We start from the raw sequence: 22,276 nt of genomic DNA on the forward strand, positions 1-22,276 counted from the left end.
TACGAATTGACTGCTTGCGTCGCATACTCAAGACGTCCGGCCTCGCGGATTTTCGCGGTTCTCTGTCGAGCGCTGTTTCGCTGTCGGGTCTCGTTCCCTGTCAAGCGCGGCACGCTGCTGCCGTTCCTTTGTTTGTCGCAATTTTCCATACCGTTCCTCAATGCGGGCAATTCGTTCCGCCTCGTTCTTGGCGTGCTCCGCCCTTCGCCGCTCAATCAGCTCTAATTTAAGCCTGCGTCTGCGTTCGCGGCGTGCCGGCGTATCACGCAAGCGAGCCATGAGGGCAGACTTACGTCGAATCCTCTCGCCTTTTGTTTGGCGCGGTTGTTGAATTGGCGAAACTTCCTTGTCCGCTAATGGCGGATCTTGTTGCGGTTCAGAACGCTCCGAAATCTCATGCACGCTCCGGCCTGGTACACGACGCCTGCTCGGCCCCGCCAGCAATTCCTGATCAATTTGCTCGTCGCGCCGATCCCGACGCCGCGCCTCCGAAAAGTTAGCTAGCTCTCGTGAGTGTTCGTCGTCCAGCTGTCCGCTGCCACGCTCGTGGGTGTCCATGTGTTGCACCAACTCAGTAGAGCCCGGACTTTCCGACGAAGGTTCGACGTCCATGACGTGATCGGTCTCGATCTGATCTGTTTCTTCATCGGAAGCAATGTCCATGGCTTCAGCATCAGAACCTTCGTATGTGAGAGGCGCCTGAGAGTATTCGTCAAGATCCGAACCATATATATCTGTCGCCGGAGATCTGGGACTATCACCAGCAGTGCTTCCTCCATAAAGGCTAGCGCCGTCGGACGAAGAAACGGCAAGCGAGGAAGCGAGATCTGGGTCATCGACATAATAATTCGCATTACTGCCTTCGTCTTCTCCATGCTCTCGAACAATAACTCCCTGGCGGAGTAGAACGCGGTATCGAGCAGCCGAAAGCGTGCTCGGTGGCAGGTCACGCGATTCACGGGAGCTAGCATCCAGCAAAACACCATGTCGCATGGCAATCTCAGCTAATTTCTCACGCATGCTGTCATAATTTATATCAGGGTTACGGTGGGAGATCCGTAGTTTCTCTCCGCTGAGCGGCTTTCTATGGACGACAACATGCGTGTGAGGGTGCGGCCGATCATCGTGAAAAAAAGCAACGTAGTCGTAGACACCTCCGCACTCGCCACTAGCGAAAAGCTCAGAAGCCCATTCTCTTCCGATCTGCTTCGCGATGTCGCGGTCGGTGTTAACTGGAAGGCTTACGACGATGTGCGTGGTGAGATCCGTTTTCGATTCACGTCTGCTTGTTGTTTTAGGATAAGCACCATTCTGGCGAATCCAGCTATTCGCACAGTTCTCAAGTTCGTCGAGCGTAATTGTAGTCCCATAACGCGTAGATCGTTCGCCGGGTATCGTGCCATCGCGGGTGAGATATTTAAACTGACCATTCAGTCGTTCTTCCGAACGAGCACCGCCATTATGCACGATATGAACAATCGCTTGATTTGCTCCTGCCATCACACGTAACCTGCAAAATCCCTAGATGAAAACGTCTCATGGCGCATTGACAGCATCGCGTAATCGCTCCCGCCCATCGACACGACGTCTCGATACATTCAATATTTCAGCGAGTTGAGTATCTAGCTTCGCAAACTGTCTTCCAAATTCTGCGCGCGCCTTTGCGAACGCCTCCATATCAACGTCGCCGCTCTCACGGTAGTTCGTCGCGAGCTTTGAGATATTGTCCGAAAGCTTTCCGATTTCGGATACCGCATTTTCCAGAGTGTGACGAATGCCGCGATCTACCTCCAGAAAGCCAGCGATCCGCCGCGCGGCAACGCGCAGAGCGAAGTTGTTCGTGAGTCCTAGGCCCCTGACTTCTTCCGAAAATGCCTCGAATTCGGCTTCACGAAGTCTTACGCTGACGATCTTATATCCGTCTGGATCGATTTTCGTCTCTGGTTTAGGAACAAGCACCTCCGGAATGTTTGAAAACAGATATTTTTCACGATGCGGCATCTCAAACCCTTATTTTAATAATCTCGGCCAAAATTAATTGAGCAACAGATGTACTGTTTACAAATTTAATTCAGGATCGGTTTGAAACGCTCCTCAGTCAATCTTCTTTCAATGACATGATCATTTATACAGTTACAATTGTAATTCTTTTTCTATTTATGTAATTCCTATCGACTTGCTGTCATACACCAAGCCATTATTATTCTATTTTTATTACCTTATTATGAGAGATTATTATGAAGCTTATTACTTTTTGCTCCTTCAAGGGCGGCGCAGGGAAAACTACTGCCTTGATGGGAATTTGTTCGGCTCTTCATTTGCAAGGCAAAAAGGTAGCCTTGTTCGAGGCGGATGAAAACAGGCCGCTCACGCGCTGGAAAACAAATGCCGAGCGTTACAAGACCTGGCAGCCAAGCTGCGAGGTCTTCATTGCCGATGAGTTGCAGTTACTTGAACGAGCTTATGAAAAAGCCCAGCAAAACGGTTTTGATTACGCGCTAGTCGACACGCAAGGCGGCTCTAGCGAACTGAACAACACGATCATAGCAAGCTCGAACTTTCTGCTTGTGCCTACTATGTTGACACCTTTGGACGTAGACGAAGCGCTTGCCACTTATCGCTATATAATTGAGCTCTTGATGAGCGAGAGCTTGGTTGTGCCAACTGCACTCTTGAGACAGCGTGTCCCAGTGGGAAAATTAACGGCATCCCAACGAACAGTTTGGGAGGCTATCGATAATCTTCCACTCGTTGACTACCCGATGTACGAACGCGACGCATTTGCTGCCATGAAGGAACGAGGAATGCTCCACATGACAATAAGTAACACGCAGAACAATTCAGCCATGCGGCTCGTACTGCGCAACCTTGAGACTGCAATGGAAGAACTCCTCGTTTTGGGACAATATGTTGAAGGGGCCGTAGCGGACCGATAAGTATGGGCATTCGCACACCTTCAAAATCCGTCAATGAAATTCGAAACCTCGCAGATCTTCGATCGAGGAACGACAATGAAAGTGCTCAAACGAACGAACGTCAAAATGAATCGAAGGCTTCTTACCCCCTCGTTGCCAAGGGTCGGGACCTCTCTAGCGCATCCCAGTTAGGTGTCAAAAGCCCCCCACCGCCCCTAACCAATGGACAGCCATCGGAGATCGAAAGGTCTCCCGCCCGTACGGAACAATCGAAAGTCCAAACGCCTTCCGCATCACTTGATACCCAACAACAAGAGCCAAGTGCTTCAAAGCCAAAACGATCTGTCTGGCGGAACACCGCAAATTCGACTAACATTAGCAAGAAAAATGATCGGTCTAGCGCCTTCCAAGACGTGTATATCGACAAAATACAAGTCTACGTATCCGCAGAACTTCCAGCCCCGGGCGTTTCAGACACATACGATCTGGTTTCGCAACATTACTCGCCCCAAAAGGCGCTGCAAATGATTTTGCGCAAGGCGTTGCAGGATTACGACTTCGTTATAGAGAACGGAAAATTCTCAGAATTAGCGGAGATTTACCCAGTTGATGAGGTGGCGCACGGCTTTTTCGTGCAAACCTCGCGAATGATGTCCAAGGAACTTTATCAAATAGCACGTACTCATTTCGATCCACTTGGCCTGGAAAGCACTCGTTCTTTCGGGAGGAAACTAGCATCCGCAGCGCTTGCAACCTTTTTCTCGCACGAATTGAAGCAAACGATAACACTGAAATAGTTTGCGCGTCCATAATCGGCGGTCGAGAATGGTCATGCTGTCGGGATCGGAAAAAGGAACCCGCAGGCAGTAATTTGGACGGGCTATTCCAATATTCGAAGCCATTCCGAGACAGACTTCCGACGCATCTTCACCTTTGGTTAGTCGCCCCTAGGACAAGAGTTGAAGCACCCGTGAGTATTCCTGGCGTTCTGACCCATTCAAACCGTGCCCCAGTGCCATACGCTGCATGCGAGGTGGATGGTGTTTCATATAGCGTTTCAGAAATTAAGAATGGCCATAAGTTTTCCACCATTTCCTAACGGCGTCATGGCTTGCTCCAGTTATATTGTGATAGATTTCCACACCTCCATTATCAATGTAAACGTTCAGCGCTGTCCAACGCGACGGGGCATAGCGCGTTGCTTCCACCAATCTCTGCTTTTGCGGCAGAGTCTGCTGGATTTCCTCAATCCATACCTTCAGATCGGCCAGAATGGGTCTAGCGTGTTGCTGGCGCGGAGCACGTCGCTCGTCGGGCAGCAATCCCCGGATACTATCCTCATTATCATAGAGCGCAGCGGTATGTTCCAAATCCTCATCGGCGATTGGTGATGGCTTCAGCTAGATCACATCATGGAAATTACGACGCACATGCGCCATGCATGCAGCTTCAATAATCTGGTTGCCGAAAGGCTTTTTTGTAGCAAGCGACTACTCCAGGATTGGTATCCTGATAGTCACTCCCATCGAACAAGTAGACCAAAACCCTGCCTCTCTTATCTTTCCGCGCCCAGGGTCAAAAAAATCGACCAGCGGATCATCCGTGTGTATTGGATCGACCGCAGCAAGATGCGCTCTGATCACTAAAATGAGTGGCGTAAGCAAATCCGATACCCGGCCGACCCGATCCGCCATGACGGAGCGCGAGATGTCCACCCCAGCCGGGCATACATTTCAGGCAGACGATATAACGGGAAGTGAGTCGCGCGAGGGGATTTCACCCTCACGCGCTCCCAGAACCGTACGTGAACCTCTCGGCACATACGGCTCCCAGCGTTCAACCATTTGCGTAAAGAAGAGACCAATGGGCGAACAACTCCGGCGTGGATTTCACAAGTCTGGCGAACCAGAGCCGCGCTTGCCGGGGCCGCTGCTTGAAGCGTTTATGCTTCCGCATCACCCATCGGAGCAAATGAGCGTCGATCAAACGAAGTGTCGGATAAAGCGTCGATTTGTAGAAACACCTGAAGTAGCCGATCCAACCTTTAATCTGTCGATTAAACATATGGGCCAGATCGATCAGCCCCTTGTCGCTGCGCCGCTGCAATCCCCAATTGCGCACCCGGCGTCGAAACGCCTTGAGCGCTTTTGGGCTGGCCGCCGGAAGGTAGGATACGCCGAACAACCCTCCACGCCAGACCGCCAACCGGGGCTGGAACCTGTAGCCGAGAAAGTCGAAAGCAACCGTCGGGAACGACCCTTTCCGGTTAGTATCCTTGCAGTAGACAGTCTTTGTCTTCTGCGGATGAAGCGTCAGTCCACAGCCAGCGAGCCGATCTTCGACTTGCTGCCACAGCCTGCGTGCTTCATCTTCCGTCCGACAATGGCAGATGATGTCATCCGCATAGCGCTCGAACGGCACTTGCGGATTCTCCCGATCCATCCATTTGTCGAAAGCGTAGTGCAGAAACAAGTTAGCCAGCAGTGGCGAGATCACCCCACCCTGCGGCGTTCCGCGCTCCTGCGAGACAAGACTGCCATCCGCCATCATCACTGGTGCCTTTAGCCACCGTTCAATATAGAGCAGAACCCAGCGACAATCCGTATGATGGCGGACCGTCCTGAGTAGAAGCCCATGATCGATAGTGTCAAAGAACCCTTTGATGTCCATGTCCAGCACCCAATCGTGACGCCAGCATCGCTGACGCGCCGTTCGGATGGCGTCAATGGCAGAGCGTTCAGGCCGATACCCATAGGAATCCTTGTGGAATACTGGTTCCACAAGCGGTTCCAGATAAAGCCGGACGACCTCCTGCGCGATGCGGTCCGTGACCGTCGGAATACCCAGCGGCCGTTGGCCCCCATCTGCCTTGGGGATCATCACCCGGCGTACCGGCGATGGCATGTAGCTGCCTGAGGACATTCTGTTCCAAAGCTTGTAAAGGTTCGGACCAAGCCGTACCCTGAAGCTTTCGAGCTTCTGCCTGTCTACACCAGCTGCTCCCTGATTAGCGTTCACATGCTGGAACGCCTCCCAGACCTTTCTCTTCTCAATCGTAAACGGCCTTGCCTCTGTCATCCGGCTCATCCTGTTACCAGTTGGCCAGTGGCAGCGGCTGAACACTACAGCACCTTCGGTCCAGCACCATTACAGCGCCTTCAACCCTACTACGAGCTGTTCTGCCCCTGTGCCCCGCATCAGTACTCTGGCCCTTTCGGGGGCTACCCGATCGGAATTCTCCCTTAGCATCGGGGCGACAGGTTCTCCTGTTCCGCAAAAGAGCTTGACCCAGATTCACGCCGCCTTCGAGCCGGATGCCGTGTGGGCCGGACTTCAGGACACCGCCCATACTCATCCCGGGATGACCATCACCCCCGGTTCTGACATCAACCATACGCTTTCGGCAGTTCATCGTAAGCGCTCAATTCGCGGCACCTTTTTTGGGTTAATAGATTGGTGCAAAGGGTTTCCACCGATAGAAAGGGTGGACACCTATGGGAGCGGATGGAGACAGGTCGCATGTGCTGTTTGTGGACCGACAAGGGAACCATCACTATGATCGGGCCTGGAAGCAGCAGGTGGTTGCAGCTGCCCTTGAACCTGGCACGTCACTGTCGCGTGTTGCCCTCGATCATGGAATAAATTCGAACCTTGTGCGCAAGTGGGTGCGAAAGTACAAAGAAGCACAGATTGAGGCGATGTCCCCACCTTTGAAGTCGGCTTTTATTCCGGTTCGGATCGAGGCTGCTGTAAACGATATTGTATCCAGGCATGACGACGCCCACGCCCTGAACTTGAAGGTTCGCGATTCTGGCGAGATGCGGCAGGCTCCTGCGAATGCTGCTTCGTTCTCCTCTGCGGCAAAGCTGCATGTGTCGCTGCCCAACGGTGTGAAGCTGTCACTTGAATGCGACGATGCTCGTGCATTGACGGCGCTCATCGGAGCGGTCAGCAATGTTTAGACTTGTCCCTGACATTCAGGTCTATCTGCACCGTGATCCTATCGACTTCCAGGGTGGGATCAATAGCCTTGCGGTACTTGTTCAGGAGGAGATGGAACTCGACCCGTTTGCACCTTCGATCTTCGCATTTTGCAACCGCCGTCGTGACCGGATGAAAATCTTATTCTTTGATCGATCAGGCTTTGTGCTTTTGTTAAAGCGGTTGACTGACGACAAATTCCGTTGGCCGCAGCGTCAGGACACAATCATGCAGCTTACAACGGAGCAATTGCACTGGTTGCTTGATGGCATTGATATCGATGCGATGGTTCGTCATCCGGTTCGGCAATATAGAATTGCCGGATAAGGGGTTTAAGCCCGGCGCATAAATATAAAAACCCATGAATTAATTTATTGACGTCGCTGACTGTGTTCGATTCAAGCATTGGGATGAATCGAGCAGGCCAATCCACCGTCGCAGATCTGATGGCGCAGATAGCAGCGTTGCAGGCGGAAAACCAGAAACTGAATGAACGGGTCTTCACACTTGAGGAAGAACTGGCGCTCGCACGGTTACATCGTTTTGCACCGCACAGCGAATAGCGTGTTGATCGTGTCTTCAACGAAGCTGAGCAGACTACCCTTGAGGCAGATGCAGACGAAGAGCTAGCTGATACCATTGAATTACCCGACACGGGATTGCCGGAGACCGAAGCGCCGCAAGGCAAGAAGCGCGGTCGCAAACCACTGCCTTCCACTCTGCCGCGCGAGCGTGTGGAATATGACCTTCCCGACGATCAGAAGATTTGTCCGTGCTGCAGTCATCCGATGCATCGCATGGGTGAACTGGTCACCGAGCAGCTTCACATCGAGGTGAAGGCCAAGGTTCTGCAGAATGCCCGGGCGAAATATGCGTGCCGCAACTGTGATCGCACCGGCATCAAAACGCCGATCGTCATCGCCCCGATGCCTGCACAGCCCTTGCCGGGCAGCATTGCCACGGCCTCTACGCTGGCTTTTGCGCTCGTTCACAAATATGTCGATGGCACACCGCTTTATCGTCTGGCGAAAGCCTTCGAGCGTGCTGGCGTCGCTGTCAGCCGTGGGGCTCTCGGTCATTGGGTGATCGGCTCTAGCGAAAAACATCTTTCCCGCCTCTATGCTGCTCTGAAACTGCGGCTGCGATCACAGCCTCTCATTCATGGCGATGAGACGACGGTTCAGGTTCTGAAGGAAAAGGACAAGGCTGCTACCAGCACGTCCTACATGTGGGCTTATCGCAGCGGCGAAGACAGTGTCGAACCGATCGTGCTGCTCGATTATCAGCCCGGTCGCGGCCAACAATATCCGCAGGCCTTTCTTGGAGACTATCGCGGCATATTGATGAGCGATGGTTACACGGCATGGCGCACCCTGAAAGGTGCAACACATATTGGTTGCATGGCGCATTCGCGGCGGCGCTTTGTCGAAGCCCTGCGCGCCAGAAAGAAAGGCGGCGGACCGCCAGAGCAGGCGCTGAAGTTCTTCGAGCAGCTTTACCGGATTGAAAAACAGGCTCGCGATGAAAGCCCGGATGACGGTGAAACGCAGGCAGACTGCATTCGTCGCTTTCGCCAACAGCACAGCATTCCGGTCCTCAATGCGCTGAAGGAATGGCTCGACAAGATTGCTCCGAAGGTCCTGCCGGAGAGCAAGCTGGAGGATGCAGTCTCCTATACGCGGAACCAATGGCAATATCTGACGCGTTACACCGAAGACGGCAACATGCCGATCGACAACAATTTGCTGGAACGCGATATCAGAATTTTTGCCACCGGCAGGAAATCTTGGCTCTTCAGCGATACCATAGACGGAGCGCGGGCCAGCGCCATCGTATACAGCCTCATGCTGACCTGTCGTGCATGCGGCGTTGAACCATTTGCATGGCTTAAGCACGTCCTCACCGAACTGCCGCAGCGATCCCAAGACGCTAATATCGACGATCTGCTGCCATTCAACTTCCTAGAGCGCACCGGCACACAAGAAGCATCTCTGATGCGCGAATATCCCACATCTAATCGTATTCAATCGACCCTTGAGCCCGAAAGCTAAGCAATAGTGTCTTGGCAGACGCCAAACTTACAGCGTACCGTCAATCAGCAATATTGCTGTCCTCAAGTTTGGCTCACGTTAGACGGGTTACATTCTTATGCTGAAATATCGTCGGGCATTAGTCTCAGATATCGAAATGATTATCGATCTTCATGTGGTGATGAGCAAAAGCACTTACGCCGGTGTCTTGCCACAAAATTATCTGGATAATGAACTTCCGCTTGAAAAAAGACAGCTGTGGGAGAAGAGGTTCGTTGGGCCGAATACCGACCAACTTATTTTTGTAGCCATGCAGGGCCAGGAAATCGCTGGGTTTTGCTGCTTCGTCTTCAATGAAGAGAAGGAGCACGGTACGTATCTGCATAATCTATACGTCTCGGAGGAATATCAGAAGCGTGGGGTGGCGAAGTCGCTTCTTAAGCAAGCGATCGCAGCTTTTGATAGCGAGCGGCAAAAATTGCCAGTTCATTTGCTTGTATTTGCTAAAAACACAAATGCCGTTGCCATATACGAAAAGCTCAATGGCACAGTCATCGAGAAGCGTGATGTATCGCGATGGGGTAACCCTACTGTCGAGCTGCTGCGATACCAATGGCCTTCTGCTGACGCGCTACTTCAAAAACTTGACGATCGTCAGAGCCAAAACACCTGATCTTCACCAAAACGGGTGCGGCGAAACTAGCGCTTACAGTTCATCGACGGTTCGCTTTCGCTCGTCTCTCTGGATCTTACCTGACGGGATCATGTCCCGCCGTTTCCACAACGCTCACCACCATCGCTCTTTACGACAGCAGCTTGTGGTGGTTTGGGATCGGCTCCTGATCGCCGAACCCGAGGGGCCTGCCCTCATCTCTCTTGCAGTTACGTACCTCCTTTCCATGTTGGTACTCAGGACACACTATGATCGTCGAACTTAGCGACCAGGATATGTGTGAGCAATCCAGGCCCTGGGTTGCCGCGGTCGATGGCCAAGGACGGAATCTCGCCAGACACTGTCGTATCGCAGTCCTTGTTGAACATACCCTTTTCAACATGCCGGCACGTGCTCCATCAACTGTACAACCTTATCAGCTGCCTTCAGGAATGAAGTTCCGCCACAGGCCGGAAAAGTGCAAGGTGATGAATAAATCCGTTATTCCGTTGGAAGGACATCTGGCGATGGTTTGCGCTTTGGCTTTTCGGATGTTTCGTCCAGCTCCGGCAAAGGAGACTTCCAGAAAGCACCTCAGCTTCCGCAGGTGAAGCCTTGGTCTCCTCCCGCATCAGTTCGGATTGCTTGATTTTGTGATCAATCTTTTATGAAGAAGCGCCATGCTAGCGTTGGCGGAGCAGCTCAAGCTGCACACACAAAACGGCGATAATGGTATCGCGCTTTGTGACTTCGGCTTGTTGTGCGCTCAGTTTCTCTGCCTGTTCAGTGACAAGCATATGCCACGCCAATAGCTCATCCTGAGTGTCCTACGGTGTTGTTTCCATACCTAAAAAAATCACAGCCGATTTGCGCAGCGAGATCTAGAAAATTTGCAGTTTTGCGGAGGGTCCGTGGACATTTACTTTAACGCGATGATGGTTGCGACGAGGTGCCAGTTTGCAGCGTAACTACAGGCAGTTCTCTCATACCGCGTTGCGATTGCTCGAAATTCCTTGATCTTCGCAAAGAAATTTTCGATCAGGTGTCGCCACTTGTATGCATGGCGATCAAAGTCGCGCTGCGTCTTTCTGTTTGCTTCTGGTGGAATAACCGCCGCTGTACCACGCTGATCGAGTTCTGAAAGCAACCAGTCCGCATCGAATGCCTTATCCGCGAGCAGCGCTCCGAACGACACATTCAGGCCACGACCGCTGCGCAGCACAATCCCGATAAATACTGGTCTTGCCACAGCTGAAAGCGGCTGCCTCGTAGCTTTTAGCATCGAGGAGTTGCACAGGGAGAAACGCTGCTGATGTATCGAGCGGGTGAATCATTTGCGCCCTAAACGGCGGACAACACTCGAAATACGCACGTTTGGCGCTCATGACGTCAATGCACCTCCCCCGAAGTCCTGCACGGGGATTTATTCTCTTCGGAACCTCAGATGCAGGAACCAAGGAACCAAGGAACCAAGGAACCAAGGAATTAAGGAATTAAGGAATTAAGGAATTAAGGAATTAACATACATACTTTTATACAAACACTACACGAACATATATCCTGCAAAAATATAACAAATAAAATTCTGTCTCAATTCCACTAAACCAAAAAAAGCTAACTCGAAAAACGAATGTCCAGTGCTATCCACGTCCTCATGCCACCGCAAACTCCCCCCCGCGGTCTCAACACCCTTCCTTACGCCCTCTCCTCCTCATCATCACGAGAAGACCCGCCCTCTTTCGCTTGGATCTGGCTCGCACGCTTCTTGCCTTTGTTCATGTCTGCCGGTTTAGCAGCGCTTGTCATCTCTTCATTCTCGGCAAAAGACGGAACATCGGTTCCCACGTCCTTGTAATCGATCGGTCGGAGGGGAGCATCAGTTCCGGTACTCGTGTAGTTGGCACGCGGATTGGCAGCTCCATTGATTACAATGTGCGGACCTGAAACATGAAATGTCTGAGAAATGTGGCCTGGCGGAGAAAAAACTTCGCTCTCCTGCGTGTAAGTCGAGGGGGGCTGCGGCGGCGGTGACAGCGGGCAAGTGTCTCCCTGATGCATCGTATGGCAACGGACGCAAGGCGGGGGATAAAACTGGACACGATGCTGAGCTTCTAACTGAGGCTGGGGTTGGCCGTAGCCGTATGGTCCAGAGATGGGCTGGCTGTAATAGTTGGGATGACCAGGCTGGCGTTGAGGGGGGTAACGGAAATTCGGTGTGTACTGCGAAGGTTCCTCTTCGTCATACGTGGAGGCCTCGTCGCTGAAATCATCATCGATAAAAGCTGAAGACGTTCGACCTCTGCTAGCGCGAATAGTGAGGCCTCCACGGCGGCGGTTGGGTTCGTTGTAAGCCATTGCGGAGAGGAAATGGAAATGTCTGCAGTTCTTCTAACTACGACACAACAGCGACCACCGGAGTATTTAAGCTTGGTTCGGAGAAAAGCGGACGAGAAAGTGCGTGTGAGCGAGTGCCAATCACGTTGAGACACGTAAGAGAAATAGCTCTAGCGTCGAGCGCGGGTCACGAGGCACTGTGAGTCATAGGACACGTCAGCGTGAGCGGCCGACCCCTGATCAGCTGAAGGCAACGCGTCAACACGAGGTGTAATAGTTGCATGCCAAGTCGCCGAACGGGCAAAGGACACGTCAGCATGGGCGGCCGATCCCGGTTCAGTTGGTAAGCCACACGCATATACGAGGTGCAATGGCTGCATGGTAAGTCGCCGAACTGAACGCCGAGACTGTCTGAGCTTTTACAATTTGGTGCGACAACAGCAAGTCACGCAGTCATGAATTTAGTCTGGCGTAGCAAACAGTGATCAATTCCAAAACTAAGTACATAATATCAATCTAATGAAATGAGCAATCAAAGCCCATACGTCTTAAGCGTCCTGCTGATCCTCCGCCGCTTCCACAACACGCTCAGACGGCAGCAAGCAGTCGGCAATACGTGCAGCCATTTCAAAACAGGTGTCAAAATCCACAAAGAACCACAGGAGGTTAATCAAGACAGGGATACCAGGATGAGTGGTGCCATGTTTCTCCGTCCACCATGCAGTAATGACATTCGCAAGCAGAGGGTAGATCGAAAATGCGACCACGCGGGGCGTGAGATTGGTGACGATCTGGTGAAGAGAAATCAAAGACTTCAGGGCGTCTCCCATGCTCCGACGGTAATATTCCTTCCACTCTATGCCTGGTCTCGCAATCGTCTTCTTGTAGCTGATATTGAGCAATGCCGTTTTAACGAGCAGCTTCATAACCCAGTAACTGAAGAAACAAAGGATGAAGGTGACAATGACGTCGACCTGCTCTGGGTCCTTGATCTCAGCCAAGATAGCGTGAGCTCCGCCGACATTCCCAGCACCGATGATAATGTTGCAGGCAATATCGATGCATTTCTTCCAGCCCTCCAGCTTAGGTTGCTCGATGGAACCACCATGCTTTTGGGCGATCATGTTGAGAAGAGGCTCAAGAAAATTCTGTGCCACTCCATAGCTCAAAGCCGGCACAACATAAGCAACTCCAGTGGGAGCATTCACGGAAATCAGCGCCTTCTGTTGCTGATCCCATGCTAGAGCGACAGTTGCGCCTGAGTGAATGGCAAATAGAACAGCGTCTTTTAGGATTAGGCGGACAGCTTCACTTTGCGAAGCGATTGAGACGCTAACGAGAAGTGACCTGAGAGGTGTCTGTTGGTTCGACGCAGGCGCCTGGACTTGCAACGTGCTTGAAGACATGGTGTTGAATTGACACGAAAAAAATTGTCAGATTGAGGTTTGAAGAAGTTTGATGGGTACCGAATATCACGTAACGAGCACTGGTGATATATACCAACGCATCGTCAGTTGAGGCTTTGCTCATTCCTTCTCGTAACCTTGCTGCCTAATCGCACGCCAAGTCGCTAAGCGGTTTCGAAAATAGTAATAACTTGCTCAAAATCCCTCACATACAGGGATCGGTTGCGACGCGTGACCAATTTTTGTTGCCATTATTGGGCAGCTGAACATGCGACAATGACGCGTACACCGTGATGTGTCTCATCCTTCGGACTTGGCGAAGCGGAGAAACAAGGAAATCGCATAAATGTTACGTCATGATCGGCGAAGCACCGAAATCAATTTGTCAGCTCGGCTTAAATTCAACCCGACTTGGCAAAAATATTGTCTGTCTGAAATCTATAAAGATGCGGTCGTTCTCCCACTCAAAAAGAATAGTCAACAACAAACAACATTCTCAACTCTGCAACCAATCTCACAATCCAACCTCTTTACAATTTTATTCCATACCAACCAAGATGCCTGCCACTACCAAGTACGCCTACGTCGGTTTTGGCCCTCGTGCCCAAATCGAAGTGGCTGTTAACGCCTTGCTTCTCATCCTCAACAAGGACAAGCTCGGCTCCTTCGTCAAGAAGCATGGCAAAGTCTTTCAGGAGATCGCCATCTTTGAGAAGCAGGATCGTGCCACCGGTGGCGGGAATGCTTTCCAGGACGAAACCCATGGCATGATCAACGGGGGACTGGGCCTTCCGCTGAACATCCCCGGCGTCGAAAATCTCTCTTCGGAGCTTCGTGACCTCGCCACGGATATCCTTGATTTGCCCAAGCGCGTTGCGGAGGCCTCCGAAGAAAATCGTGCCACAATTGAGGCCGAATACGCTCGCATCAGTGTCGCTGCTCCCATCATGGTCGAGAACGCCTTCGGTTCTGATGGCCACCTCAACACCAACGTCGAGTGCGCCACTCGTGGGTTCGTCGGACGTGTCGCTCGTGAGTGCTTTGATCGGGTCATGGTGTACATCAAGGCGCAGCTTGGCGACTACATGCGCGTCACCCTTCACGAAGGCACCGAGGTGGTCAAAGTCGACATCTCCGAACCCACCCGGCCCGTGCTTCGCTTGAGCAAGGATGGTAGCGAAACCGTTGAGACCTTCGACTTCGTCACGCTCGCCTCCGGCACCACCCTGCGCGAGCCGATCAAGCATGAACGCGCCTATAGCGACCTCCCGAACTGTGACCTCATCAAGGGCTTCCTTGAGCGTCTCGGGCTCCTTGAAGACAACTGCATTAAGCCCGGCGCCCGTTTTGGCTTGATGGGCCTCAGTCTTTCCATGCTCGACTATTTGATGATCCTCCTCCGCTTCACTTCCATCGTTGTCACCGACAAGAGCAAGCCTCGTGGCTACTACATTGATGAAGCTGTAGCGAAGAAGTACAAAGGCCTCATGCGCTTGTTCAACCGAGAGCCTGGCGCTTTTTCTGGCCTACGCACAAAGTACGATCAAGTCTGGGAGGGAGTTGCGCCTCTTTTGACGCCGGAGGAGACCCATGCCGCGTGGATGCACAACGGAGACAAGACACTGTTGGGGCTGCTTGATCTGGGCCTCGCCGATGTAGCTGCGTCCTGCAACAAGATGCCTGCCGATATTACTGCGCCCCACTCGACCGAGGAGCGTGCCGCCGATTACAACGAACAGATCGACGCATACCTTCAGGCCATTGCCGCCGGCACTGCCAACCCTACTGCCAGCGGTTTTTATCGCTCGATGGTCCAGTCGGTTTTGAATGGACAGGGACTTTCTAGCGCTCCCGCCACCGATGAGAGTGAGCTGGAGAAGAAGTATCCGCTTTCCCGCGAAGGTACGGCCGGATGGCCTATCCAACGTGGCTTCCTGTTTTCCGATACCCGAGAGGACAGCGCGGTTTACGGCGGAAACAGTGATTTGATGCGGAGATGGGGGGTTTCGCAGAATATTCTTGCATCGGGACCGTGGGTCTGTCTTGGCATTACTGCCGACTTGTTTGAGCTTGGCGTGATCGAATACCAAAAGGCGTCCTACACGGACGTTCAGTCAACCGCTGAAGGCCTCAAGCTGGGATCTACCAACCTCGACGCCGTCTTCGCTCCGAAGATGATTGATGGTCGTTACGATCCTCTGGCCCGAGACCTGCACAAGCATGTCGTATGCTCTTACGACCAACCCCTCTTCGCAAAGAACCGCTTCTACAAGGCGAAAAATGGCGCTATCAGCCACGTTAGCAACATTGGATTGGCCGGGCATGGCGGCGCTGTTTTGGATGTGAAGGGCGGGCGAGCTACACTCAACGTTTACTGGGCAGACACCAACGCTCGGCTTTCTGCTCTGCAACGCGCACCCTCAGGAGCTTGCGTCAACATTTCCTGTGCCCTTCTGCGAGCAAAGGGAGATGACGCTCCGATCAATACTGTCATGTCAATCTATGATGGGATGCGCCCTTCTGCGGAAGCATTCAAGTCAGAGGTGCAGAACCTGAAGAAGGCTTTCGACAGTTTTCAGGAGAAGAGGGCGCTTGTGAAATGCGTTGAGGCTATCAGCAGCAATGCATCGGAGTTCAAGGCCTACCATGAACGGCTCAGCACTGAAGACGGACGCAAGGTCGTCAAAGAGCAACTCGACGACCTCTACGTCGTCCGCGCTGATCTCCGTGCCAAGATGGCACCCTACAAGGCTAAAAAGGTTCTATTCGAACCCATAAGCCTTGAGATGCACAACATGCGGTTTGTCGACTTTCTCCAGATCGAAGCTGAAGCGATCTTGGATACTGTTCTAAACTAGAGCTTGACGGGGAATTTATGCAGAGAGACACAGGGTACGATAACTTGAGTAAAAACAAAAAATATTTCATAGATTAAATAAAATTCCAACTATTTACGCTCCTTAAAATTTTTGTCGTCTTTCGCTCGCTTGTTGATACGTGCATTGAATTAAACTTTTCCATAGCATGGAGCAATACGTATATACTTCGCTTTTAATTAGAAGCTTAGAGTTAGAGTTAGAGTTAGAGTTAGAGTTAGAGTTAGAGTTAGAGTTAGGGTTAGGGTTAGAGTTAGAGTTAGGGTTAGGGTTAGGGTTAGGGTTAGAGTTAGAGTTAGGGTTAGGGTTAGGGTTAGGGTTAGGGTTAAGGTTAGGGTTAGGGTTAAGGTTAAGGTTAGGGCCCAGATTATATCTGGGTGTAGTACTCCACAGCGGTGGAGTGCCCCGAAGCGAAGCGGAGGGCCGCTAATGGAGCCGCTGTGGAGTACTACACACAGATATATCCTGCCATAAAAGCCGTTTTGAAAACCATTGGGAAAACTGGCACCCAGTGCGTGATGCAAGCGGAGCAGATTGGTTGGCGGCCCTCTGTTTTAAAATAAAAATCAGTCAGAATCGTCAATTTTGCCGCAACATTCGAACAACCGATCGTTTATTACGGGTGAGGCAAAGCGGAAGCGCGACTTTTTCGGTGGACATGGCAAGCTGAATAGCCACGACGAAAGTGCGTGACTTTGAATCGCTCAGCCGTTGAAATTAACCCATCGAAAATGCAAGGGCGTCGCTTCCTGAACTGCACCCCATTTCGACCGGACAGTCGGCATAAGCAGAAAGGCTCAAGCACAGGCTTGAGGACAGGCTTATGTCTAACGAGTATCGAAACGTTGAACTGCTGATGGGAGATGTGCGCCGCAGGCGGTGGACAACCGAGCAGAAGCTGACAATTATTGAGCAGAGTTTTGGACCAGTCGAGACGGTATCGTCCACCGCTCGCCGCCGTGGCGTTGCGCCCAATTTGCTTTATCGATGGCGTAGGCTTTTGAGCGAGGGAGGAGCTGCAGACGTCGGTTCTAACGAGCCGGTGGTCGTCAATTCGAAAGTGAAGAAACTGGAAGATCGCATCTGCGAGCTGGAGCGCATGTTCGGCCGTAAGACAATGGAGGTCGAAATCCTGCGCGAAGCCCTTTCCAAAGCGGACTCAAAAAACGGATGTCGCGGCCGATCTTATTGCCCAAGGACGGTTCCCAATGAAGACCGTCGCAGACACTCCGGGTATCTCCCGCTCGAACCTTGTCGAGCGGTTAAAAGGCAGATCAAAGCGACGCGGAGCCTACCACAAGGCCGAGGATGCGGAGCTTCTGCCCGCCATTCGCAAGCTGGTGGATCAAAGGCCAACCTATGGCTAGCGGCGGATCGCTGCGCTCTTCAATCGCGAAAGGCGAGCCGCCGATAAGCCTGTCGTCAACGCCAAACGGGTCCATCGCATCATGGGCAACCACGCCATGCTGCTGGAGAAACATACGGCCGTTCGCAAAGGCCGCGTCCACGATGGCAAGGTAATGGCCATGCGCTCCCATCTGCGCTGGTGCTCCCACGGTCTGGAGTTCACCTGCTGGAATCGCGAGGTCATTCGTCTCGCCTTCAGTATCGACGCCTTCGACCGCGAGATCATCGCTTGGATTGCGATTGCCAATGCAGGCATTTCCGGCTCAGACGTGCGCGACATCATTGAAAGCAAAAAAGAATCCCTGCAGAATAGCCGTTTTTGCAAGGTGAATTTTAAGTTCATGGATCAATACACGTTGAAGCTGGAAGAAGTTTCCGGGTGCTCTTACTACCATGGCGCCAGCTGCGATTTTAATGGCACCGTCGTGGATGAAGCGAGCGGAATTTAGCCGAGGCCTACAAATCGACCACAAACCAGAACTTTAGAGGTTAAAAAGGAAAATGGCGGGTGTCGCATGGACAGTCGCCATTTTTGCTTAGGTACCAGTCTTACAAAAAATCCGATTACGGGCCGACCGCCCTGGCCGACATGGTGATCGCGAAGTACTGATCGCGCTTGCTTTTCTCAACGATTGACAATTGGGCTATACCGTAATCGGCGAGCGGCCCCTGCTCAAAGTTCGGATAATACCCTTTCCAGAAATAGCGCTGCTGCATATCATCGGCACGCATCTTTTGCCCAGACAAGCCCGCGACAAAGCGGGTGTCGTCTTCGCGGTCGCGTGCCTTGAGCGCGAGGCGAGCATCGGTCAATTGCCAGTGACACACGCCACGCCCATAATAATCCTCGTCCAGAATCATATCGGTATACACTATGCCGACATATTCGGTCGCCGAAACAGCCGAAAGGCGGAATGGTTCGTGGCTCGAGATAACGGGTACGTTGCCTGTCAGCCAGCGACTCTTACCACAGCGGGCCGCATTGCTGACATCGAACTGCACGGTACCTTCTACCGTTGCAAACCGCGCGCCGCCTTGGTCCGCAGGCGAGATATCGGAAACATTTTCAAGTTTCATGCGGATTTCATAAGCGCGTTTATGGTTCGGATTGAGTTTGCGCAAAGGAGGCTTGGAACCGCTGACTTTGGTATCAGGGATTTTCTGCCCTGCTGCGTAGCCTAGATCACCAGAGCCGATAGCGAAAACGATCAGCGCTAGAAACAATCTGGGTAATTTGAAAACAACAAGTGAGCGAAAGGTATGATTCAATTTCGATCTTGCCTGTATGTGAAAATTCATCATCTGGCCCTTGATTAACACATCATCTATTAGACCGAAATTATCTTTCAGCCTTGCGCGTCCGAAGATACCGTCCATCTCGGCCGTGCCGTCACCGAACGACGAATGCCGGTCTTGATGTCCCGCCAGACCTTCTAGCTCACATCTCTCCTTTGAGCTGGGCGCACATTCTGCTGACCGGTGAATATCTCTGGCCCACGGAGTTAAATCCTTAGGGTGTCATTTCGCCCCCTACCGGAACCGACCCCATGGAGGAAATTGGATGTCGAATTGCTATTCACAAATCACTTTGGCGGAACGTCGCCGGCTATTTGAGCTGAGACAGCTCAAAGTTCCTCTCGGCGATATTGCGCGACTGATGGGTCGTCATCGCTCAACAATCTAGCGGGAGATCAAGCGTAACAGCTTCCGGGACACCGAGATTCCAGACTATAATGGCTATCATAGTGTTGTTGCAGACAACATCAGCAAAGACCGCAGAACACGGTTGCGCAAGTTTGTCATTGAACAATTGGAAGCACATTGGTCGCCGGAACAGATTTGCGGCCGACTGGTTAGCCATGGTCTGAGCGCGATACGTCTGTGTGCAGAAACAATCTATCGCTTCATCTATTCAAAAGAAGAATATGCCCTGAAGCTGTATGAGCACCTGGCCGAGATGCGAACAAAGCGCTGCCCACGCGGCACCAGACGATCGCGCAGTTCCCGCATTCCAGAAGCGTTTCGTATTCATCAACGTCCTGATTTTATTGGCAATCGTCTGCAATTCGGCAACTGGGAAGGTGACTTGGTCATTTTCGATCGTGACCTTGGAGAAGCCAATGTCATGACGTTTGTTGAACGCAAGAGTCGTTATTGCGTCATCATTAAAAATAGCAGTCGGCACTCTAAACGGTGCTGTCACGTTGTTTGCATGCGGGCGCGTGGAAGCGGATGACGGTGAATTTCAAAGGTGCTCACTTTCCCAAAAATGTCATTCTTTACGCTGTTTTCTTCTATGTCCGTTATTAAGTTTCCTATCGTGATCTGCAGGAGATTATGGCTGAACGTGGTGTAAACGTTGACCATGTAACCTTGAACCGCTGGGTTGTTCGTTACTCGCCACAGATCGCAGATCAAGCACAGAAGCGTAAACGTCGAACGCTTGGATCCTGGCGCGTTGACGAGACCTATATAAAAGTCAAAGGCAAATGGACCTATCTATACCGGGCCGTTGATCGTGACGGACAAACTCTTGATTTCATGCTTTCCGAACGCCGAAATCTCGGCGCTGCGAGACGTTTCTTTAAAAAGGCCATTGCAAGCAACGGCGCTCCGCACAAAATAGTCATTGATAAAAGTGGAGCCAATCTGGCCGGAGCACAAGCTGTAAACACAATCCTGAAAATCACGGGCACGGGCAAGATGATCGAAATTCTGCAAGTCAAATATCTGAACAACATTGTTGAACAGGATCATCGTTTCATCAAGCGGATCACCAAACACACATTGGGCTTCAAGGCGTTTGACAGCGCATCAGCAACGATTGCTGGCATCGAAGTGGCTCATATGATCCGCAAGAAGCAATTCGCTAACAACAACCGCTCGCCATTCGAAGTGTTTGCCGAACTCGCAGCATGATTGCGCCCTCAGATAAGGCCGTCGTTAATCAGCTAAAAAATTTGTGACAGAGCCGTTACCCGCTCCGCCAGAAACGCCGCAAACGGCTTCACATTCATGTTGCCGCTCGCCTCCTCCAGCCCCGCCAGATACGCCTTCCGGTCTTCCACCCTGACAACGGTCCACGGATAGCCGCCTGACGCCAGCATGGCGTTCATCAGAAACCGAGCCATGCGCCCGTTGCCGTCCGGATAAGGGTGCACATAGCCGACAAGCCAGTGCCCCAGCACAGCGCGCACCGACGCTTCCTTCTCCGCCTCCAGCAAATCGAACAGCTCGTTCATACCATCGGGCACCGCCTCTGTTCGCGGCGGCACATGCTGAGATCCGCGCAGGTACACGGGGTGGTTCCGGTAACCCGCAAGGGCGCTGGGCCTGAGTATGCCAGCCGTCACGGACGGCGCGAACAGCTCGCGGTACCACTCCCGGTGCGTATCACGCGTCAACGCGCCTGCAGGCGCGCCATCGATGATGGCCGCTACAGACTCTTTGACTTTTTGAAAAGCGAGATAGTAGCCGCGCGCGGCGAGAGTATCGCGATTTTTCCGGTCGTCCTCATCGATCTCCGGGTTCCAGCTGCCCTCACGGACCCGGTCGATAAGCTCGGGCGTCACGCTGTAGCCTTCGATCGACAGCGAGTGATAGGCATCGCTCTCGTAGATATCCTCGACGAACTTGATGTAGGCGCTTTTGTCGGACGGCAGGCCGGACGCCTTCGGAAATATCTCTATGATCGCCTTGCGCTGGGATTCCCAGATGGCTCGCAGGCGCGCGACTAGGGGCGGTACACCCGCCGCTATGGTCGTGACGCCGGTCTGACTTTCGAACGGATCGGACTCGCGAATGTCGTACCCGGTGGCTTTGAAGGCAGCCACGATTTCATCGGCGAAGGCGTCGCGCCCCACACGGCGAAACGCGCCCGCAAGTCGCCCCGCCACGGCGGAGTGGCCGCCATCGAGCAGCAAGGCCAGGACGGTTGACACGTCACGCACGGACGCCATGGCGACCTGCATTTCGATCGGTGCGCGCTGGAAGAATCCTTCCGGTACACGGATAAGCGCGGCCTCGACGGTAAACACGCGCTGGCCGTTCTTTTCGGTCAGCTGTTCCGGCGTCGCCTTGACCGCAAGGTCATAGAGGGAGGTACCGAACGGCAGGTCGATTTTGTTGTTCTTACCCTTCGGCGTGTTCACTACCACCTGTGGCGGAATGGTCGGCGCTTCGGCATGCAGCAGGAGGGACTGCTCGGGCGACAGGAACCATTCTTTGCCGAACCGGTCATTGCAGTAGAGGGAGCAAAATTCCCAGAACCTTGCATACCAGGGGGTGGTGTCTTGTTGCTGGGCTTGTGGCCCGGTTGACATGACCCATCCTTTGATCACATCGCGCAAAAAGCCGTTGGCCAAAAGCCGCTCCCGGTGGATGCGGGTCAGTTCGTCTGACTTGAATATGCACCGCCCCCCCTCCTGCAGTTCTTTGAGGATGGCTAGGGACTCTGCGAGTTTTTCATGGGGCTTGGCCATGCCCGTGCCTTTGCAAGTTTTTTGTGGTGTGCGATCACAAGTATATAATGCTGAGTCATTACAAGTCAATGATGCTGTGTGATCACAAGTATTTTTTGTCGTGGCATCACAAGCTTATTATGTTAGGAATGTCATAATTACAATTACCTCAATGGCTTATAACGACAGAAGCCTAGCGCAAGGCACCCTCAAAA

General features: G+C 52.4%; 14 protein-coding genes and 7 pseudogenes. 11 read left to right on the forward strand and 10 right to left on the reverse strand.

Annotation, left to right across the window (positions count from 1 at the left end):
• Positions 1-27: 27 nt before the first annotated feature.
• Both QSJ70_RS16160 and QSJ70_RS16165 read right to left on the reverse strand, forming a co-directional pair.
• Entirely contained in the window at positions 28-1,500 is a 1,473-nt protein-coding gene (locus tag QSJ70_RS16160; protein WP_215779680.1) for a relaxase/mobilization nuclease domain-containing protein, read from the reverse strand.
• 36 nt (positions 1,501-1,536) lie between these two features.
• Positions 1,537-2,001 carry a DNA mobilization endonuclease VirD1/MobC family subunit gene (locus tag QSJ70_RS16165; RefSeq protein ID WP_285537828.1) on the reverse strand — a complete coding sequence of 155 codons (465 nt, stop codon included), beginning with the start codon at positions 1,999-2,001 and terminating at the stop codon, positions 1,537-1,539.
• A gap of 236 nt (positions 2,002-2,237) precedes the next feature.
• Between QSJ70_RS16165 and QSJ70_RS16170 the strand changes: the two genes are divergently transcribed.
• Positions 2,238-2,936 (forward strand): conjugal transfer ATPase VirC1, encoded by a 699-nt coding sequence (locus QSJ70_RS16170; RefSeq protein ID WP_285537830.1) that lies wholly within the window; start codon positions 2,238-2,240, stop codon positions 2,934-2,936.
• A 2-nt stretch (positions 2,937-2,938) separates the two neighbouring features.
• Positions 2,939-3,712 (forward strand): VirC2 family conjugal transfer protein, encoded by a 774-nt coding sequence (locus QSJ70_RS16175; protein ID WP_285537832.1) that lies wholly within the window; start codon positions 2,939-2,941, stop codon positions 3,710-3,712.
• A gap of 284 nt (positions 3,713-3,996) precedes the next feature.
• Here the strand turns inward: QSJ70_RS16175 and QSJ70_RS16180 are convergent.
• Positions 3,997-4,674: pseudogene (locus QSJ70_RS16180) on the reverse strand (IS66 family transposase); the annotation flags it as partial.
• Positions 4,675-4,751: 77 nt separating this feature from the next.
• On the reverse strand, positions 4,752-5,993 hold the full coding sequence (gene ltrA, locus QSJ70_RS16185) for a group II intron reverse transcriptase/maturase (protein ID WP_285537834.1): 1,242 nt from the start codon (positions 5,991-5,993) through the stop codon (positions 4,752-4,754).
• A gap of 416 nt (positions 5,994-6,409) precedes the next feature.
• Here ltrA and tnpA point away from each other — a divergent pair, with 416 nt between their 5' ends.
• The 4 genes and pseudogenes from tnpA to QSJ70_RS16205 all read left to right on the forward strand — a co-directional run bounded on the left by tnpA (position 6,410) and on the right by QSJ70_RS16205 (position 9,599).
• Positions 6,410-6,877 carry an IS66-like element accessory protein TnpA gene (gene tnpA, locus QSJ70_RS16190; protein WP_285537836.1) on the forward strand — a complete coding sequence of 156 codons (468 nt, stop codon included), beginning with the start codon at positions 6,410-6,412 and terminating at the stop codon, positions 6,875-6,877.
• Entirely contained in the window at positions 6,870-7,223 is a 354-nt protein-coding gene (tnpB, locus tag QSJ70_RS16195) for an IS66 family insertion sequence element accessory protein TnpB (protein WP_285537838.1), read from the forward strand. Before tnpA ends, tnpB begins: the two co-directional genes overlap by 8 nt.
• Before the next feature lie 83 nt (positions 7,224-7,306).
• Positions 7,307-8,947, forward strand: a pseudogene (tnpC, locus tag QSJ70_RS16200) (IS66 family transposase).
• A 136-nt stretch (positions 8,948-9,083) separates the two neighbouring features.
• Entirely contained in the window at positions 9,084-9,599 is a 516-nt protein-coding gene (locus QSJ70_RS16205) for a GNAT family N-acetyltransferase (RefSeq protein WP_285537840.1), read from the forward strand.
• Between the two features lie 248 nt (positions 9,600-9,847).
• On the opposite strand, the pseudogene QSJ70_RS16210 reads toward QSJ70_RS16205, so the two are convergent.
• The 4 genes and pseudogenes from QSJ70_RS16210 to QSJ70_RS16225 form a co-directional block, all read right to left on the reverse strand.
• Positions 9,848-10,375 (reverse strand): annotated as a pseudogene (locus QSJ70_RS16210) (IS66 family transposase); the annotation flags it as partial.
• 122 nt (positions 10,376-10,497) lie between these two features.
• Positions 10,498-10,860 carry a transposase gene (locus tag QSJ70_RS16215; protein WP_285537842.1) on the reverse strand — a complete coding sequence of 121 codons (363 nt, stop codon included), beginning with the start codon at positions 10,858-10,860 and terminating at the stop codon, positions 10,498-10,500.
• Positions 10,861-11,273: 413 nt separating this feature from the next.
• A complete protein-coding gene (locus QSJ70_RS16220; protein ID WP_285537844.1) occupies positions 11,274-11,636 on the reverse strand; it encodes a hypothetical protein in 363 nt (120 codons plus the stop codon).
• Positions 11,637-12,460: 824 nt separating this feature from the next.
• Positions 12,461-13,069: a hypothetical protein gene (locus QSJ70_RS16225; RefSeq protein ID WP_285537845.1), complete on the reverse strand. Its 609-nt coding sequence runs from the start codon at positions 13,067-13,069 to the stop codon at positions 12,461-12,463.
• Between the two features lie 605 nt (positions 13,070-13,674).
• On the opposite strand from QSJ70_RS16225, the gene QSJ70_RS16230 reads away from it, so the two are divergent.
• Positions 13,675-16,176, forward strand: a complete 2,502-nt coding sequence (locus QSJ70_RS16230) for a hypothetical protein (protein ID WP_285537846.1) — start codon at positions 13,675-13,677, stop codon at positions 16,174-16,176.
• A gap of 841 nt (positions 16,177-17,017) precedes the next feature.
• A pseudogene (locus QSJ70_RS16235) lies at positions 17,018-17,885 on the forward strand (transposase); the annotation flags it as partial.
• Positions 17,886-18,165: 280 nt separating this feature from the next.
• Here QSJ70_RS16235 and QSJ70_RS16240 read toward each other — a convergent pair.
• The gene (locus QSJ70_RS16240; RefSeq protein WP_285537847.1) at positions 18,166-18,870 is read right to left on the reverse strand and encodes a hypothetical protein; all 705 of its coding nucleotides are present in this window, start codon (positions 18,868-18,870) and stop codon (positions 18,166-18,168) included.
• 96 nt (positions 18,871-18,966) lie between these two features.
• Between QSJ70_RS16240 and QSJ70_RS27755 the strand changes: the two are divergent.
• From QSJ70_RS27755 to QSJ70_RS16250, 3 pseudogenes are all read left to right on the forward strand, one after another.
• Positions 18,967-19,115 (forward strand): annotated as a pseudogene (locus QSJ70_RS27755) (Tn3 family transposase); the annotation flags it as partial.
• Between the two features lie 47 nt (positions 19,116-19,162).
• Positions 19,163-19,792, forward strand: a pseudogene (locus tag QSJ70_RS16245) (IS30 family transposase); the annotation flags it as partial.
• A 41-nt stretch (positions 19,793-19,833) separates the two neighbouring features.
• Positions 19,834-20,520, forward strand: a pseudogene (locus QSJ70_RS16250) (IS6 family transposase).
• 32 nt (positions 20,521-20,552) lie between these two features.
• On the opposite strand, the gene QSJ70_RS16255 reads toward QSJ70_RS16250, so the two are convergent.
• Positions 20,553-22,082 carry a Fic family protein gene (locus QSJ70_RS16255; RefSeq protein ID WP_285537848.1) on the reverse strand — a complete coding sequence of 510 codons (1,530 nt, stop codon included), beginning with the start codon at positions 22,080-22,082 and terminating at the stop codon, positions 20,553-20,555.
• Positions 22,083-22,276: the final 194 nt, after the last annotated feature.

It is taken from the genome of Brucella sp. NBRC 12950, from assembly GCF_030268145.1.
Lineage (GTDB): Bacteria > Pseudomonadota > Alphaproteobacteria > Rhizobiales > Rhizobiaceae > Brucella.

Coding starts and splice junctions, on each gene's coding strand:
- QSJ70_RS16160 (WP_215779680.1), bottom strand. CDS start 1,500: ATGGCAGGAGCAAATCAAGCGATTGTTCATATCGTGCATAATGGCGGT.
- QSJ70_RS16165 (WP_285537828.1), bottom strand. CDS start 2,001: ATGCCGCATCGTGAAAAATATCTGTTTTCAAACATTCCGGAGGTGCTT.
- QSJ70_RS16170 (WP_285537830.1), top strand. CDS start 2,238: ATGAAGCTTATTACTTTTTGCTCCTTCAAGGGCGGCGCAGGGAAAACT.
- QSJ70_RS16175 (WP_285537832.1), top strand. CDS start 2,939: ATGGGCATTCGCACACCTTCAAAATCCGTCAATGAAATTCGAAACCTC.
- ltrA (WP_285537834.1), bottom strand. CDS start 5,993: ATGACAGAGGCAAGGCCGTTTACGATTGAGAAGAGAAAGGTCTGGGAG.
- tnpA (WP_285537836.1), top strand. CDS start 6,410: ATGGGAGCGGATGGAGACAGGTCGCATGTGCTGTTTGTGGACCGACAA.
- tnpB (WP_285537838.1), top strand. CDS start 6,870: ATGTTTAGACTTGTCCCTGACATTCAGGTCTATCTGCACCGTGATCCT.
- QSJ70_RS16205 (WP_285537840.1), top strand. CDS start 9,084: ATGATTATCGATCTTCATGTGGTGATGAGCAAAAGCACTTACGCCGGT.
- QSJ70_RS16215 (WP_285537842.1), bottom strand. CDS start 10,860: ATGCTAAAAGCTACGAGGCAGCCGCTTTCAGCTGTGGCAAGACCAGTA.
- QSJ70_RS16220 (WP_285537844.1), bottom strand. CDS start 11,636: ATGCATCAGGGAGACACTTGCCCGCTGTCACCGCCGCCGCAGCCCCCC.
- QSJ70_RS16230 (WP_285537846.1), top strand. CDS start 13,675: ATGATCGGCGAAGCACCGAAATCAATTTGTCAGCTCGGCTTAAATTCA.
- QSJ70_RS16255 (WP_285537848.1), bottom strand. CDS start 22,082: ATGGCCAAGCCCCATGAAAAACTCGCAGAGTCCCTAGCCATCCTCAAA.